The organism is Proteus sp. PR00224 (assembly GCF_016238105.1).
GTDB lineage: Bacteria > Pseudomonadota > Gammaproteobacteria > Enterobacterales > Enterobacteriaceae > Proteus.
Genome location: NZ_JAEHQU010000011.1, coordinates 24,477 through 39,732, shown reverse-complemented (window position 1 = coordinate 39,732; position 15,256 = coordinate 24,477). Strand labels below are relative to the sequence as shown.

The window sequence follows — 15,256 nt, the reverse complement described above, 5'->3', positions numbered from 1 at the left end:
TTTAGCGATGAAACTACTTGTATACTATCAAAAATAAAACCCTACTAATATTAACGAAGACTTCAATCAATAAGGTTCTGTAGTCGGCGTAAGCAGGCAGTAAGGCGACTAAAAGTAAACTTCTTTAATTTAAATGACCCGTCCTAAATAATAAAAAGACCACTCAAGTGGCCTATGTAAAAAAGTATTACTAATTGATTACAATAGTTTATTTATGACAAAGTGTTTTAACTGCTTGGAGCGTGGTCCCTAGTTTTCTTACATAAATATCAGAACCAGCTCCGCTATCTGAGTGGGCCACCATTACAACTTCAAACATAGTACCTTCCTCATTTATGTCCATTTCAACCCACTCGCCAATTCTAGGGTGGGTCTTATAAAGTTTTACTCCAAGTCCTTTAGGAGTGTCAGAGGAAACATCTATTGTTATTAATTCGTACATCATGCCTCTCTTAATCTTGCGTTGAATTATGCGTCTAAATCTGCATCTGAAGACAACCACTGCAATATGAGATCAACCATCTGGTATAGAGTAAAAATCAATAATGTAAGCGATAAAAATGGTAAATATGTTGGTAATAGCAACACATAATGATTAGATGAAAACCCAAAAAGAAACTGGGATATAGACGTCAAAAAGCAACTTGATATAGCGAAAGCTAGAACCCATGATATAACAACTAAAGGCTCATATAAGTTTTTCTTTTTAAAAACAATCAATCCATTTTTCTTTTGCCAACTTTTTTTTGCAATATCAATATATTCTTTAGAATCAAACATTTTTTCTTTTAAATTAATAACGACAAACGTCAGCAATGATAACAAAAAAGAAGCTACTGCAAGGAATGCCGTAAAAATATATCCACGAATGCTTTCAGAATATACTTTTACAACTCTTTCCCAAGCACCATCATTTATATCAAAAAGTACATATATAACCACGGCATACAAAAAAGCGGAAATCCCTAATGATATCAGTACGTTGAATAAAACTCTTTTGTTAGGCTTCATAATTGTTACCTATCATTTTTGCTGTGATGTTATTAATTTGTTTTTATCTACCTTATCTATCAACACATCACATAAGCCAATATTTCCGAAATCGCTCATTTTCACATTATCTAAATCTTTTAAGTACTCATCATGTTCAATTGTATAGATACTGTTTATTGTATCTATAACATCGATCGTTTCACCATCCATCGCGCCACTATATCTACCTTTGACACTAATTGATGACCCATGTTCCTTTTTTAGCTCTTCGATGTAATCATGAAGCTCTTCTTTGTTTTTTCTAATCTTCATTGATACACCATCTGTTCTAAAGCTTAACCTAACAGTTTTAGCTTTTTCATAACTCGACCCATTAAGAATACGGTCTCTCACTGTTGTACCAGTTAGTGTAACATTGAGCTCATCGACAAAGTCAAATTTAGATAATTTATCCATCAAAGTCGAGTTATCAACCAATCGTTGTATGTCAAACCTTTCTTTTCTAGGCACTCTTTTAGCTTTAGCTCTTACTTTTTCATAAAAGAAATTTCTTAACTTGACATCAAGACGAGCAAGCCTCATTGAGCCTTCATTGTAAACATATACTCCAGATAGATTGTCTTTTCTAAATAACAGTATGTTACACTCTAAAATGCCATTCCCATCTAATTCTTTGTAGCTTAGCAGTAGTTGATCAAGAGTATCAAACTCAGCTTGACAAAAAGATTTTGTCTTTTTCATAGTTATAGCAACAAAGATAAAGTGATTATCTCTTTCAAATGTAGAGAACATGACCTTTCTATCAACGGTCTCATAATCCATTTGATCTTTATACACATTAGCAAAATCATGAAAGAAATCAGTCACTGGATAACTAGCGACTGACGAACGTATTTTTATTGGAGTACAATAAACTTTCATTAATTTATCTCATATAAAGTAATAATAATTATATATGAGATTAATTGTACAATGTTCAAAATAACAATCAAATATAATAATCTTACTTCACCGCTGAATAATCTCACTCAAAATAAACAAAAAACACTATTGCTGAAGTTCATAGACTAATTGGTTTTGATGTTAGTCTTATCACAATATCAATTATTTTACGATCGTAAAGTCTTTATATAACTTTTTTTACATATCGATCCATTTCCAATGGAATCTCAAGCATCATCAACATTCCTTCAATGATACCTTCCGCTTTTTGTAGTTTTTTTCCAATGTAAGTATCAGAGCAATGATGTTTTTTGGCTAACTGAATGAAAGTCATTCCAAATAAATAATAATCAAGTAAGAGATCATGCATATCACTATTTTTTTTATTTAATTGGGCCATACAACTGGAAATTATCATTGCATCATCTTCACAGCACTGAGGACGAGATTTTACTTTATTAGGTATTAATCCTTTAAAACCTGTTGCGATAGAATACCATTGAACTGATTCAGTATTATCAGCACACCACGCTCCCCAACGCGATAAAACTTCCTGCATATCTCTCATATTTAGCCCCCCCGTGCCGTATACACGTTAAACCAATGCCCCTATTCCTAATGAACGGTTTAAAAAAGAAAATAACAATTCGATTTGATTGCCATAAGTGGCTTCCCACAATTTCGGATCACGATGCAACTCATCATGATGTTGCCGACATAATGGAATAGTGAATAAGTCATGAGCTTTCGTTCCCATGCCTCCCATACCATGGCCGATGATATGATGTGGATCATCAGCTTGTTGTCCGCAAACACAACAAGGCTGTGTTTTTACCCATTGAAGCCATTGGGTATTCTCCCAACGGCGCATTTTAGGTTTAAGAAGAAATGAGGCTGGAGGTTCCGGATCGACAGTCACATTAATAACGGGTTTTATGGTATCTAAACGCGCATTCATTACTGATAGTGCTGTCACTTCATTTGGAACAATATCAGCTTCAGGAAAACCGCCATGCACCCTACGCTCTTTAGGTTTATCAGACCAATTTAGAATACGACGCAATATGGCATCAGGTAATTCATCAACCAGTTTATGCATCACGGCAAAAGCAAAAAAATCAGGTATCGTCAGCGAATGGTTATCATTTAATCTCAAACGACTGCGAATAGTGTCTATCATCCAAGCAATACGATTTTTATACGCTAATTCAGCAACCCACCCCGCCGATGAATTACGAATATGATTATCATGGTACCAACAAGTCCGTATCGCACCGTCTTTATGCCATGTGGTTGTTAATTCATGATGATGATAACTGTCATGCTCATCGTTGATCTGGCAGCAATGGATATTTCTGCATACCCACATATTCATCGATGCCAGCTCGCCCATAGCTTGGATCACTTTTTCATTATTCAAAAAGCCAATAATGTCCTTGTTATTCAATAATGGTTGTTCATTCCCTGTTAATGCACCAGAAGGCCATTTATCTAAACTCTTTGGTACATCACTAATAATCACACGAGAATGTTGTTTAAGTTGCTCAAGCAACTCCGCTTCAGGCTTCAATAAAACAACACCAAGATCGGACTGAATATAGGGTGTTAATAATAATTTCATACACTCACCTGTTTATTCAGCATCACCATACGGATCAATTCATCCGTTTTACTTTCAAAGAAATGGGGTTGAGTTTCACGAGGATTATTAGGGCTGGTCATGTTCTTCCCAAACTGACAACCTCGAGCAGTCACAGACCAGAACTCTTTCACTTTGTTTGCGGTTTTCGTACTTGGACGAGATAAACGTTCAACAATGCCAAGATCGGCTAATCGTTTATAAGCTTGTTGCGCTGAAATAGGTAATTGATATTTTCTAATCAGTGTTGATAAAGCTACTGTTGGACGACTTGAACCATCCATTGATCCGCTTGGCGCATCAATCGCATACACAGGGGCTAATTCGGGTAAGCCTGCCATGGCTTGTAATTTTTGATACGCCCCTAGTTTCGAAGAGTTTGAGAAATTCAGGCTTTTAGCCATCGATTCAAGCAATATAACCCCAGCTTGAACTTTATCGGCTAACTTTTCGTCGTGTTGCTGTGTTATCAATGCATCAAAAGTACGGATCACTTTTAAATGAAATGAAGGACTTATCCACATTGCATAGGCATACACTAATTCTTTGCAAACATACGTTCCTTGGTTAAGTCCACCAACAATGGTCACAATGGGAACCGCTCCTGTGATCTCAGGAGCGGTTGAAATTTCATCAATCAACTCTTTAGTTTGAGTCAAAGCACTCCAATTCGACGGTTGATGCCGTTTTTCACCACCTGAGACTCGATGAAGGTCATTTAAACAATAACGCCCTGCGGTATCTCGACGAATTTGAACACCATCAATAACAATTAGTCCATTCATGTTATTTTTCTCCACTCTCGTTTATAGCAAAACTTCCTGAGCAACTTGTTCTGCGACTTGTTGCCAAATACCTCGCCACGCAGCTAAACCTGCAACTTCATTCATTCGACCTAGACCATTTTTCTTTGCCTGAATAGCGGCTAATTCTTGGATTTTATTTTTAGGTTTCCAACCTGTACCCCAGATAAGCCGGAATGTTTCATCACGCTCTACGGAATCGATTGTGATTTTTTTCTTACCCGCCAAACGTAAGGTTAAATCATCCCATTGAGCCCTGAGTGTACGAGGACACTGAACATTCTTTTTCCAAAAATCATCTTGCGTAATTCGTTTATAGAACTGACAAATTTCTTTGTGAGTATGCCCATCAATCGTTGTCATTAAGCGAATATCATTAGCCCAATCAGTGAAATTTGGCTCTTTAGGCGTTTTTAATCCCATCTCTTGAAACACTTCGCATTTACGACTGAATAGCCATGTAGCGCACTTCAAATCGTCAGCGGAGCCCCATTTTTGAAAATTGGCGCTGTAAATCACAGCTTCAGGATAACGAGTTAAAAAATCATTTTTGGGCTGGTCGCTGGATTCGCCAGAATTCTGCGACGAAGAATGATTTATTAATGGATCATATTTTGAAGTTACTGATGGATCGCCCTCAGGAGCTGGCGGGTCAAAATCCCTATTTTTGCTCGATTCTGAAGGAACAGAATTTGATGCAACAAATTTTGATGGGTCAGATCCTGATGCGTCAGGTTTTGACACGTCAGATTTTGTTGGTTGAAAAAGCGCTTTCTTTGCTGATTGGTATAGTTTCTCTACATTCAGCTGATAGATATTGCTTGCGTTGCGATTGCCTTTTCTACGCTTTTCGCTGGTTAACCATCCTTCTTTTTCCAACTGTTTTATTGCTGTGCGCACCGTGCTTTCACCCGCACCAATTTGGCGAGCAATCGTCACAACAGAAGGCCAACAAATACCTTCATCATTAGAAAAATCAGCTAATCTTGCCATGATAGCGACTGATGTGAGTTTTAAACCTGCATGGGCGCAACCATCCCAAACATAACTAGATAATTTAACACTCATAAGAGGCCTCACTTAACTCGGGTATATCTCTCTTTAAATCTTTGAACCGGCTCGCATTGTTCGTATTCACAACCATCAATCATAAAAATAACGCGCTGTTTTTCTCGATCATAACGAATGACATGAACAAGGACCCCTCGAGGGTTTCTGTAATAGCGATCAAGACGATTGGGATCTTCATTTCGCATTGCATTTTCCTCCACTCAAGAAATAGAAATCAGCCCATGACTTTTTCAGTGTCCTCTTATCTACCAAATCGATATTTTTTCGGTAGTTGTGTGATCGATTGTCACTCGGTATGCTTTCTACATAGCGAAATGTTCCCTCTTTAGTTAAGGGTAAACAGCGAAATTGCTTTTTAGGTATTAGATGCGCTAATCTACTCATGCTTATTTCTCTTCACATCATTGAAATTGGCAACCGAAGCCAGAGGCCGTATACCTTTGGCTTCACCCTTTCTTAGTCGCTTCCTGTTTTTCACCGTATAACACTTTCAGTGAATCCAAGAACCCAATTGCATACGCAAAAACTTTTCCTGCTTTTCGATAAATACGCCCTATTTCTTCATCCGTTAAAACACCATCAACAAGGCTTTCTTGAATTAAAACGGCGAGTGAACCTTGCATAGCAGCCAATGTCATTCGCATATCAAACAACTCTACTTGATCTATCTTTTCTGCTTCTATTTTTGGTAATGCACTCATGCCATGGCGATCTAGATGATATTCCACCAGCAACTTAGTGCCTGAAATGTCTTCCATAGCTTCTTGTTCATCAATATCAAAGAAACGACAGCCATTTTTTTCGTATAACTTGTTATTAAACGTCTCGAGTGACATACCTAAAGCCCCTGCCATAGCAGAACGTCCACCCGGCAGTGCTTTGCACATTTCTTTAATAACTTCTTTAATTGAATGTTTGCTCATATCTACCTGCTCTATCTTTTATTGGTAGTTAATTGCCTTATGCTGTTTTGGTATTTTTTCTATAAAGTTCAGGGTTATATTTAAGTTTTCCCTCTGTTAGTAAGTCAGCTTCAATTGCTCGATTTTTAGGTATTAATTGACCTGGTCTTTTCTTCCATTGATAAAAGGCTTCTGGCGTAATTTTAAAAAAACTAGCGACTTTGCTAGCATCACCAAAGTAAACTTCAACTTCACTAGTTGTCATAAGTACCTCCAATATAAGTTTTATTAGATATTAAAATATAAGTTTTCTTTTATCAATAAAAACTAAGATAACTTAGTTAAAAACTAACCTCGGAATGAAAATGGATACTGTTGGAAGCAGAATAAAAAAGCTTCGTAAGACAACCAAGACGACACAAAATGAACTAGGGAAATACTGTGGCGTATCTGGTGTTGCGGTTGGCTATTGGGAAAAAGATCTTAATTTGCCAAATGGTGATGCTCTAATAAAGCTTGCTCAATTTTTTAATACAACTGAGTCTTACATCCTTTACGGCATATCATCGAAGGAAAATATTTCTGTGATTACAACAATGAGAAAACTTCCCGTTTTGTCATATGTACAAGCAGGTAAATTCACTGAATACCTAGCAACAGAGATTTATGATGAAACATTGGAATATCTAGAAACTTCTTTAAAGGTATCACCTTCAAGCTTTGCCCTTACAGTAAGAGGTGATTCGATGACTAATCCCTCGGGTATGCCTTCTATTCCAGAAGGTGCAAAAGTTATTGTTGATCCCGCAGCAGAGGCAATTAGTGGCAAAATTGTAGTCGCTCGCCTTACAGGAAGTGACGAGGTAACAATTAAAAAATTAATTATTGATGGCCCTAATAAATACCTATCTCCACTCAATCCCCGCTATCCAAACATCCCGATCAATGGCAATTGTGAAATTGTTGGTGTTGTAAAGGGTGTTCAGTACGAATTGTAATCTCATTATCACGCAAATCTAAATTTACTTAGATTTGTGTTGACATGAAATATAAGTTTTATTAGATTTGATTCTAACAAAACTTAGTATTAGATGAAGAGTCTTTCCAACTTCATAGAAAACAGCAGAAACCGCCACAACTTGAGGTAAGCAATAATCAAGTTCAATAATTGAAACATCAAAAAATAAGTTTTATTTAAATTTACCATTAATCAACATCAGGGAAATTTAATCTCGATTAATTCGAGAGGGATCTTTATTACTTAAATTATGTGGAGAGAATAATGTCTTATATTGCAACTGCAACGAATAAGCACTTCTATTACCTCGATGTACGGATCGAGGATATAGATATTCAAGACATCGCGACAGGTTTAGCTAATGAATGTCGCTTTAATGGACAGATTGATAATTTCTATTCTGTTGCTCAGCACTCGGTATATGTCAGCTATTTAGTTGCGCCTGAATATGCTTTAGAAGCCTTACTTCATGATGCCAGTGAAGCCTATGTAAAAGACCTGCCATCACCGCTTAAAAAGCTATTACCTGAATATAAGGAGATAGAAAAAAGCATTGATGCTGTTATTCGTCAAAAATATAACTTGCCACCCGTTATATCGGACGCTGTACATTTAGCCGACTTAATGATGTTAGCAACTGAAAAACGAGATTTAGAAATTGATGTGGGTAGCAATTGGCTAATGCTTGAAGGTATTCCTACGAGTGATTTTATTGTTAATCCATTAACCCCACTACAAGCCAAAGTTTTATTTTTACGTAGATTTAATGAATTAAGTAAAAGGAGCTAAATAAACAGTTCTAAAAAGTTTAAATAAATACCACCAGCATAATTAACGTCTATTTAAACTGTATACGGCAGTATGGAGAGAAAATATGTCAAGAATGGTGACTCTTGAAGCGTGGGCAAGGTTGGAATTTGGAGATGCCTCTCCTTGCATGACGGTATTACAAAAATACGCAAAGAATAACCTTATTGCACCACCTGCAATGAAAGTTGGCCGCAAGTGGATGGTTGATAGAGAAGCTCGTTATGTGGGCTATCTGTCTCTCCCTCAAATTCCTACTAAATCAACGGAACGACTTAAGAGGATAATTACAGATGGCTGCTCGACCACGAACCCATAAAATTATCATCCCTAATCTATATCGAAAGTTAGATAAACGTAACGGCAAAATTTATTGGCAATATAAACACCCTATCACCGGTAAATTTCACAGCTTAGGCACCGACGAGCAAGAAGCGAGAGAAACCGCCATTCAAGCCAATACAATTATTGCTGAACAACATACTCGACAGTTATTAAGTATTAATGAACGGTTATCAAAAATTAAAACAAACAAGTCTGAAATATCTGTCGATATATGGATGGATAAATATTTAGATATTCAAAAAGAAAGATTAGATATTGGTGAATTAAAAATTAATTCTTATCGACAAAAAATGAAACCTATTAATTTATTCCGTCAGTATTGTGGTACGAAAATATTAAAAGAGATAACCGCTTTAGATATTGCTGAAATAATAGATTCCGTCAAAGTATTAGGACATTCAAGAATGGCGCAGGTTGTTCGCATGGTGCTTATTGATGTATTTAAAGAAGCTCAACATGCTGGCTATGTTCCGCCTGGTTACAATCCTGCGAAAGCAACTAAACAACCACGGAACCGAGTGAAAAGAGAACGCATGACATTGGACGAATGGCGGACTATTTATCAGCAAGCCAAGAATCACCCTCCTTACCTGCAATGCGGCATGTTGCTGGCCTTAACCACAGGTCAGCGGATCGGTGATATCTGTAAAATGAAATTCTCTGATATTTGGGATGACATGTTACATATACAGCAAGAGAAAACAGGCAGTAAGTTGGCCATCCCTCTCTCGCTAAAATGTGAGGCTATCAATCTTTCCTTAAGGGATGTCGTTGCTCAATGTCGTGACGCGGTTGTGAGCAAATATCTCGTGCATTATCGGCATACCACCGCACAAGCGAAACGAGGTGAACAAGTCACGCCAAATACGTTAACCACAACATTTAAAAAAGCGCGAGATAAATGTGGGTTAACTTGGGAAAAAGGTACAGCACCTACTTTCCATGAACAGCGATCTTTATCTGAGCGACTTTATCGAGAACAAGGAATTAATACACAAAAATTATTGGGGCATAAAACACAAAATATGACCGATAAATACCACGACGATAGAGGAAAAGAATGGCAAATTATTGCTGTTTAATTGAACAGTTTTGGGGAAGAGTTTTGGGGATATTTTGGGGAAGAATTTTATAGTGCAAAAAATAAACGGGAACTAATAAGCTCCCGTTAACTATTTATCAAATCAACAATTACATATGTTTGATAATCGCGTCACCAAACTCGCTACATTTCAGCAGTTTAGCGCCTTCTAATTGACGTTCGAAATCATAAGTTACGGTCTTAGCGGCAATCGCGCCTTCCATACCTTTAATGATTAAGTCAGCAGCTTCTGTCCAACCCATGTGGCGTAGCATTATATAAACCCGCTATTATTAACTATTTGTTTATTAAGGTATATTTACTCTTCATAGACCTAAAAGACAATGGTTATGCCTTTTTATAACTATTTGATTACCATAATACTTTTATTGGTTTTGATAACCACAGATTCAGCTTCCGCTGGCATATCACATCATAATATGTTTTATACATCTAAGTCAGTATTTGATATGCAAAAAATCAGCAAGAACAGAACTCTAGACAGTCCATATCAAGTGAATAAAGCTAACCGAGAGTAAACTTATTGCCTTTCTCTTTCTGTCAGCTCAATCTCTGGATATTCTCAAAATAATAACGCTTATCTGTACTCATCGAAAATATATATTTCTTAGCAGGAACAATTCAAAGCCGAACGACTAATACAATGCTCTAGCTGTATTGGCTACAATGGAAAACCTTTAATACATAGATACCTTAAATTGCAAGTATAATTATAAAAGACAACGATACTGATGTTAGTGATAAAGATTAAGTGCGAAGAACTTACAATAGCTCAACGCACCTCAATAAAAGGTCAGGATTCATGATCTAGAAGGGGGAATTTTTATCTAATCAATTTTTTCTAATTATACTTTAAAAAATTTATTATCTGAAGATAGTTCAAGAATCGAGTTATCTGCTATCAGCTTTAAATCTTCTTCATCAGAGAATTTATCACTTAAGATGGATACAATATATTGGCCTTTAATACTATTTGCTTCTGAAAATATGTCTCTAATTTGATTTACATCAACATCTTCAATACTATCATGAATAATAAAAGTTGGTCTTTTTAACTTTACTTTATTAACAAATTTAATATACGCTAAATCAAAGGCTGTTATTTCTCCTTTCTTTTTACCACCATTACTATTTGGCGTAATACAAGATATATCAAAATTACACTTCCCTTTATCCTTATCAAAGGATAGATCAAAAATATATCTTTCGTTATATATTTCTTTAGTTAAATCGCCAAAAAATTCATTAAATATCTCAATATTTTTTTCTAGACCTTTAACAGCTAAATCTATATCTAATAGTAATTTCTCTCGGTTTTCTTCTAAGACCTTTATTTGATTAATAGTGTCATTTATTCGTGCAAGATTGGTCTCTATACTCGAATAATTTTCGCGCAAGTCAGTTAATCTATTGTAGAGTTGACTGATAGACTTTAATGTTTCAGGTTCCTTAATTGTTTTAAATAGAGAGGATTCTGATTCGTGTAATATATTTATTTCCGTATTAATTTGCCTAATTTCCTGTTTTTTCTTTAACAACTCAGACTCAAGAAAAGTAATTTTATTATTTATAACATTATTGTGAAATAAAACCATTTCTTCATATGATTTTTTAAGTTCGTCTTTAAAATAAACACCAGCAGAACGATAAATATCAATCAAGTCATCTTCTACAATCTGAGTTACGTTATTTTTGAGTGATAAAATTGAGTCTTCAATATTCTGTACACGCATATTCAACGTAGCATATATCAAAGAGTAATTACTGATAGCGGCCTGTATTTTTGATAATTTTTTTAAACTAAAATCATGGCTATCTTTAAAATCAAAGTTCTTGATATTTTTTTCAGCCTCTAATATTTCTTTTTTAAGAGGTTTTATCATTTTTGATAGAACAGTTTCCCTATGAGGATTTCTATATGCAGCTAAATATGTCTTTTGTTTTTTAATTTCTTTATTACAATCTTCTTTCTTCTTTATCAGTGGTAATCCATTGAAACCAAATAAGAATAAATATAGTAAATCATAAGCATCTGCAGTTGTGTTGCCATGTAAGAAATTAAGAGTTTTTTGCATTTTTTCATTCGTATTTCTAATGAATTTATGCGAAACATTTCTCAATGTTGGCTTTTCGGTTGTTAAACCAAAAACCGACTGTGAAATAAAATCTGAATACTCTTTTTTGTCAACTTCAATATCACCTACAAAATACTTTGATTTTTTTTCATCCGTGGAAATTATTCTTGATACAGTTGTATTTTTATTCTCAACTGTATCGTAGTCTAATTTAAACAACAATGTACTTTCATTAATCAATGAAACTATTTCAGGAATATCCTTTCTAAATTCAGCATCATGGTAAATATCATTACCAGAAGACATAAATAAGTAATCCAATACTCTTGACAATGTTGATTTACCGACACTATTACCACTCTCCTTTCCTGAAGTTCGTTTATTGACTATCAAATTAAGACCATCTTTAAATTTAACTTCCCTCACAACTCTATTATCTTTTAATATAGTGAGTTTATTGAGCCTCATAAATAATGCCTCCATTCCCATCTAACTGAACCGTACCAATAACAAATAGCCAATCTAAAGAATAAAGAAAAAGATCAAAAGATAATTCAAATAGATCATTAACCCTATCATATAGATGAGAAATATTAATAATCCTCGAATTATTGGCTCGAAAACTTCGCAAAATCAACCCACCAATATATATAGGATTAGCTTTAGGATCCGTATCAATTGTAATCATTAGGGTTCTCCAATACAATGCATTCGATAATTGAATAACTAACAATCATCTTAATCCCATAATCAATATCTTCTTGTAAGAATTCCGTTCCTAAATCAGAGCAAGAATTAACAGTCTCTTTAGCCAACAATATTACCTTATCCACGATATTATCTGAGTTTTTCTTTATAATATTCATATCGTACGGCTTTTCATAAAGTCCGTATACCCCTAATGCCTCATTATAATAGATTCTAAATTGTCTTTTGAGCTTCGCGCTACCTTGATAAATTATACTATCTAATGTTTGTACTGAATTATCTACCAACAATGCATCTTCTTTATACAACTCTGCAACCCATCGATTTCTTTTCAGGTCATTGAATGAAATCTTGACATTAATTTCTGATGCTGTTCTTCTTAAGCTTGGTCCTCCACCTACAGAGCTGGAAATAATCTCAACCAATTTTCCAATAACACTTGCTCGCAAGACTCTTGGTTGATTATTTATGAGTACTGGTCCGGTATTACCGTTGAAATTAACACCTGATGACATAATTACCCTCGATTATCTATATTTACAGGACCATTATTATCTTGAAAATATTGAGATCGTTCTCCTTGACTTACAGTGTTTTTATTTGTGGTAATCTGTGAGTTTAGCTCATTAATTGTTATATTAAGTTGTTTAATCTTATTGTTTCTCTTAGTCACTTGTATAGTTTGATATATAGCAATGACACCAGAAACAACGCCAACTAAATATCCAAAACCACTTACATATTCGTTGGCAAGTATTGATGCAACCATTTGTAACTCCATTCTAAGCTTGAAAAATTTAAAAAAACTTTCTACTGAGTGTAGCAAGCTTAAGATAATAAATGAATGATCATTGGTTGCTATTACTACGCTGATCTCATTTCACTAAATTTCCAGATACTAGTGAACAGTTTTCACACTCCTATTTTAACATTTGATGTTTCTGGCCACATACATAGCAAAATTAATAGCCTTATAGAATACAGATGCATCAATATTACTCATATAATCTACGTTTCATATTTAAAAAACATCAGAACTATATAAGTACAATAAACTAAAAAATAACTAGAAAACAATCAGTTAGTTTCAGCCACATTAGGGATCATCATTATATCTCTAGCTCATCCACGAGCTAAAAACCGGATTCGTTATCAATTTCTAATATCTTATTGATATTCTGCGCTTCTTTCTTCTCACACATTCTTACGTTATAGACTGATTTCTCTAGCATCTGTATACACCCAAAAATAAAATGAACATTATGAATATCTATCAAATTTTCATATTTGCAAAAATATGATCAATCAGTTTAAATTCATTCCCCATTCAATTTTAATTGATTGATTTTTTAATTAATAGATAGATAATCTTGAAGAAAGTAATTTAATGATTGTAATTTTTATTAAGATCGCGTTAAGGGTATAAAATGAAAACCTCAGAATTAATTAAGCAATTACAAGAAATAGATAAAACCGTACCTTTTGATGCTGATATTGCCACTGGTGATGATTGGATGCCTTGTAGTATTGATAAGGTTTACCATAATCCCCCTCATACATACATTCAATTTAATTCCTACGATACAGATGAAATGTGGGAAGATATGCAAGAAAATAATAGGCGAACATCTATTATCGAGCTATCAACACGAGCTAATGCAATAGAAGACGTAGTAAAAATGATAGAAAATAATCCTTCGCTTACAATATTAGATATAATAAAAGAATTAAATACTCGCTCGAAAAGAATGTACGAAATGGCTAATTCGTTGAAAAAAAATGACTAGTTTATATTTAATAATCCCCCCTTACCTTTAACAAGAATATATGAAGGATTTTTATTTAGTTATGATGATTCTGATTGGACACCAATCTGTACTAGTGCCCAGTCTTATTCAAAATTCGTATTCGGTTAGGCTAGTTTTCTTTTGCAATGCATCTTTGAGGCTATCGTTTAATTTTTCACCTATTGATACAGCATCGTTTATCAACTTATCTAAACTTTGCTTCGTAACCTCTACCAGTTTACCATCTTTATCCTTACCGCCACGATGTACTAAATGGTTACGTGTTATCGTTGCTATTTCAATATTCTCTATTGGCCAATCTCTCTGGATATTAATACCAAACGTTGCCTTATATCGTTTAACAACTATATTTGCATTATGCCAACTTGTACTAATTAAATGCTCTTTTATTGCTTTTATTAGCTCCTCTCTTATTTTTCCAATAGATTCTCCTTTGAATGGCAAAGCAGCAATTTCTTTGCTTACTTTAAATTCAGTTTTCCCTTTTTCTATGCAATTAGAAATATAAGAATCATCTTTCTCTATAGAGTTGATAAATAGTTCAACATAAAGTGTTTCTAAGGCTGTAATAACGTTGGTAAATAAAATACCAAGTAGATGTTCTTTTTGAGTATTAGTATGCTTGCTCTCTGCTAGAATTTTTATTTTCTCAATATTATCAAGAAACTTACTGAAAGGATGCTTGGAAGATATTACCGCGTTGTACAAATCTTCATCATACCAATCATCAATATTATCTGGCCGGCCAGACCAATCCCAACATATCTCTTGTAACTCATCTACTAATTCTTGGATATACTCAAACTTTACATGTTCCCCAAATACCGCCTCTAGTTCTTCACTTGCATCATATGGACCACCATAAACATAATAATATCCACCCTCACGGCTTTCATGAGGGCAAGAATCTGCAGGATCCTCGTAGTTATCGAAAAACCAGTTGCGCATTATCTCGATCTGCTTCAATTTACTTTTATACTGTAAAGATGAGAGTCGTATTTTTGAGCCATCTAGATTAAAAATCATTTTCATTATGTAATGCC

General features: G+C 34.7%; 20 protein-coding genes and 1 pseudogene. 5 read left to right on the top strand and 16 right to left on the bottom strand.

Annotated elements, in window-relative coordinates:
• Positions 1–208: 208 nt before the first annotated feature.
• From JEP71_RS15985 to JEP71_RS15935, 10 genes are all read right to left on the bottom strand, one after another.
• The gene (locus tag JEP71_RS15985; RefSeq protein ID WP_232797655.1) at positions 209–445 is read right to left on the bottom strand and encodes a hypothetical protein; all 237 of its coding nucleotides are present in this window, start codon (positions 443–445) and stop codon (positions 209–211) included.
• A gap of 23 nt (positions 446–468) precedes the next feature.
• Positions 469–1,011: a hypothetical protein gene (locus tag JEP71_RS15980; RefSeq protein WP_198626571.1), complete on the bottom strand. Its 543-nt coding sequence runs from the start codon at positions 1,009–1,011 to the stop codon at positions 469–471.
• Between the two features lie 12 nt (positions 1,012–1,023).
• On the bottom strand, positions 1,024–1,914 hold the full coding sequence (locus JEP71_RS15975; RefSeq protein ID WP_198626570.1) for a hypothetical protein: 891 nt from the start codon (positions 1,912–1,914) through the stop codon (positions 1,024–1,026).
• Positions 1,915–2,119: 205 nt separating this feature from the next.
• Entirely contained in the window at positions 2,120–2,503 is a 384-nt protein-coding gene (locus tag JEP71_RS15970; RefSeq protein WP_198626569.1) for an antiterminator Q family protein, read from the bottom strand.
• Between the two features lie 27 nt (positions 2,504–2,530).
• Positions 2,531–3,556, bottom strand: a complete 1,026-nt coding sequence (locus JEP71_RS15965) for a DUF968 domain-containing protein (protein ID WP_198626568.1) — start codon at positions 3,554–3,556, stop codon at positions 2,531–2,533.
• Entirely contained in the window at positions 3,553–4,359 is an 807-nt protein-coding gene (locus tag JEP71_RS15960; protein WP_198626567.1) for a KilA-N domain-containing protein, read from the bottom strand. The genes JEP71_RS15965 and JEP71_RS15960 overlap by 4 nt, the downstream gene beginning before the upstream one ends.
• 21 nt (positions 4,360–4,380) lie before the next feature.
• Complete coding sequence (locus tag JEP71_RS17600; protein WP_232797654.1) at positions 4,381–5,445, bottom strand: helix-turn-helix domain-containing protein; 1,065 nt, start codon at positions 5,443–5,445, stop codon at positions 4,381–4,383.
• 8 nt (positions 5,446–5,453) lie between these two features.
• Positions 5,454–5,633 carry a DUF4222 domain-containing protein gene (locus tag JEP71_RS15945; RefSeq protein WP_198626566.1) on the bottom strand — a complete coding sequence of 60 codons (180 nt, stop codon included), beginning with the start codon at positions 5,631–5,633 and terminating at the stop codon, positions 5,454–5,456.
• 261 nt (positions 5,634–5,894) lie between these two features.
• Positions 5,895–6,371, bottom strand: a complete 477-nt coding sequence (locus JEP71_RS15940; RefSeq protein WP_036908083.1) for a YmfL family putative regulatory protein — start codon at positions 6,369–6,371, stop codon at positions 5,895–5,897.
• A gap of 37 nt (positions 6,372–6,408) precedes the next feature.
• On the bottom strand, positions 6,409–6,615 hold the full coding sequence (locus tag JEP71_RS15935) for a Cro/CI family transcriptional regulator (RefSeq protein WP_198626565.1): 207 nt from the start codon (positions 6,613–6,615) through the stop codon (positions 6,409–6,411).
• Between the two features lie 100 nt (positions 6,616–6,715).
• Here JEP71_RS15935 and JEP71_RS15930 point away from each other — a divergent pair, with 100 nt between their 5' ends.
• The 4 genes from JEP71_RS15930 to JEP71_RS15915 all read left to right on the top strand — a co-directional run bounded on the left by JEP71_RS15930 (position 6,716) and on the right by JEP71_RS15915 (position 9,602).
• Positions 6,716–7,348: a LexA family protein gene (locus JEP71_RS15930; RefSeq protein ID WP_017628378.1), complete on the top strand. Its 633-nt coding sequence runs from the start codon at positions 6,716–6,718 to the stop codon at positions 7,346–7,348.
• 284 nt (positions 7,349–7,632) lie between these two features.
• Positions 7,633–8,157: a hypothetical protein gene (locus JEP71_RS15925; RefSeq protein WP_036908086.1), complete on the top strand. Its 525-nt coding sequence runs from the start codon at positions 7,633–7,635 to the stop codon at positions 8,155–8,157.
• Between the two features lie 85 nt (positions 8,158–8,242).
• Positions 8,243–8,494 (top strand): excisionase, encoded by a 252-nt coding sequence (locus JEP71_RS15920; protein ID WP_198626564.1) that lies wholly within the window; start codon positions 8,243–8,245, stop codon positions 8,492–8,494.
• The gene (locus JEP71_RS15915; protein ID WP_004251820.1) at positions 8,469–9,602 is read left to right on the top strand and encodes a site-specific integrase; all 1,134 of its coding nucleotides are present in this window, start codon (positions 8,469–8,471) and stop codon (positions 9,600–9,602) included. Before JEP71_RS15920 ends, JEP71_RS15915 begins: the two co-directional genes overlap by 26 nt.
• 109 nt (positions 9,603–9,711) lie before the next feature.
• On the opposite strand, the pseudogene JEP71_RS15910 reads toward JEP71_RS15915, so the two are convergent.
• The 5 genes and pseudogenes from JEP71_RS15910 to JEP71_RS15890 form a co-directional block, all read right to left on the bottom strand.
• Positions 9,712–9,879, bottom strand: a pseudogene (locus JEP71_RS15910) (isocitrate/isopropylmalate family dehydrogenase); the annotation flags it as partial.
• 588 nt (positions 9,880–10,467) lie between these two features.
• Positions 10,468–12,165: a DUF2326 domain-containing protein gene (locus tag JEP71_RS15905; protein WP_198626594.1), complete on the bottom strand. Its 1,698-nt coding sequence runs from the start codon at positions 12,163–12,165 to the stop codon at positions 10,468–10,470.
• Positions 12,152–12,385, bottom strand: a complete 234-nt coding sequence (locus JEP71_RS15900; RefSeq protein WP_198626563.1) for an ABC-three component system middle component 6 — start codon at positions 12,383–12,385, stop codon at positions 12,152–12,154. Before JEP71_RS15900 ends, JEP71_RS15905 begins: the two co-directional genes overlap by 14 nt.
• Positions 12,372–12,920: a hypothetical protein gene (locus JEP71_RS15895; protein ID WP_198626562.1), complete on the bottom strand. Its 549-nt coding sequence runs from the start codon at positions 12,918–12,920 to the stop codon at positions 12,372–12,374. The genes JEP71_RS15900 and JEP71_RS15895 overlap by 14 nt, the downstream gene beginning before the upstream one ends.
• Positions 12,921–12,922: 2 nt before the next feature.
• The gene (locus tag JEP71_RS15890; RefSeq protein WP_198626561.1) at positions 12,923–13,174 is read right to left on the bottom strand and encodes a hypothetical protein; all 252 of its coding nucleotides are present in this window, start codon (positions 13,172–13,174) and stop codon (positions 12,923–12,925) included.
• 658 nt (positions 13,175–13,832) lie between these two features.
• On the opposite strand from JEP71_RS15890, the gene JEP71_RS15885 reads away from it, so the two are divergent.
• On the top strand, positions 13,833–14,192 hold the full coding sequence (locus JEP71_RS15885) for a hypothetical protein (RefSeq protein WP_198626560.1): 360 nt from the start codon (positions 13,833–13,835) through the stop codon (positions 14,190–14,192).
• 108 nt (positions 14,193–14,300) lie between these two features.
• Here the strand turns inward: JEP71_RS15885 and JEP71_RS15880 are convergent, their stop codons facing one another.
• Positions 14,301–15,245 (bottom strand): hypothetical protein, encoded by a 945-nt coding sequence (locus JEP71_RS15880; RefSeq protein ID WP_198626559.1) that lies wholly within the window; start codon positions 15,243–15,245, stop codon positions 14,301–14,303.
• Positions 15,246–15,256 lie beyond the last annotated feature (11 nt).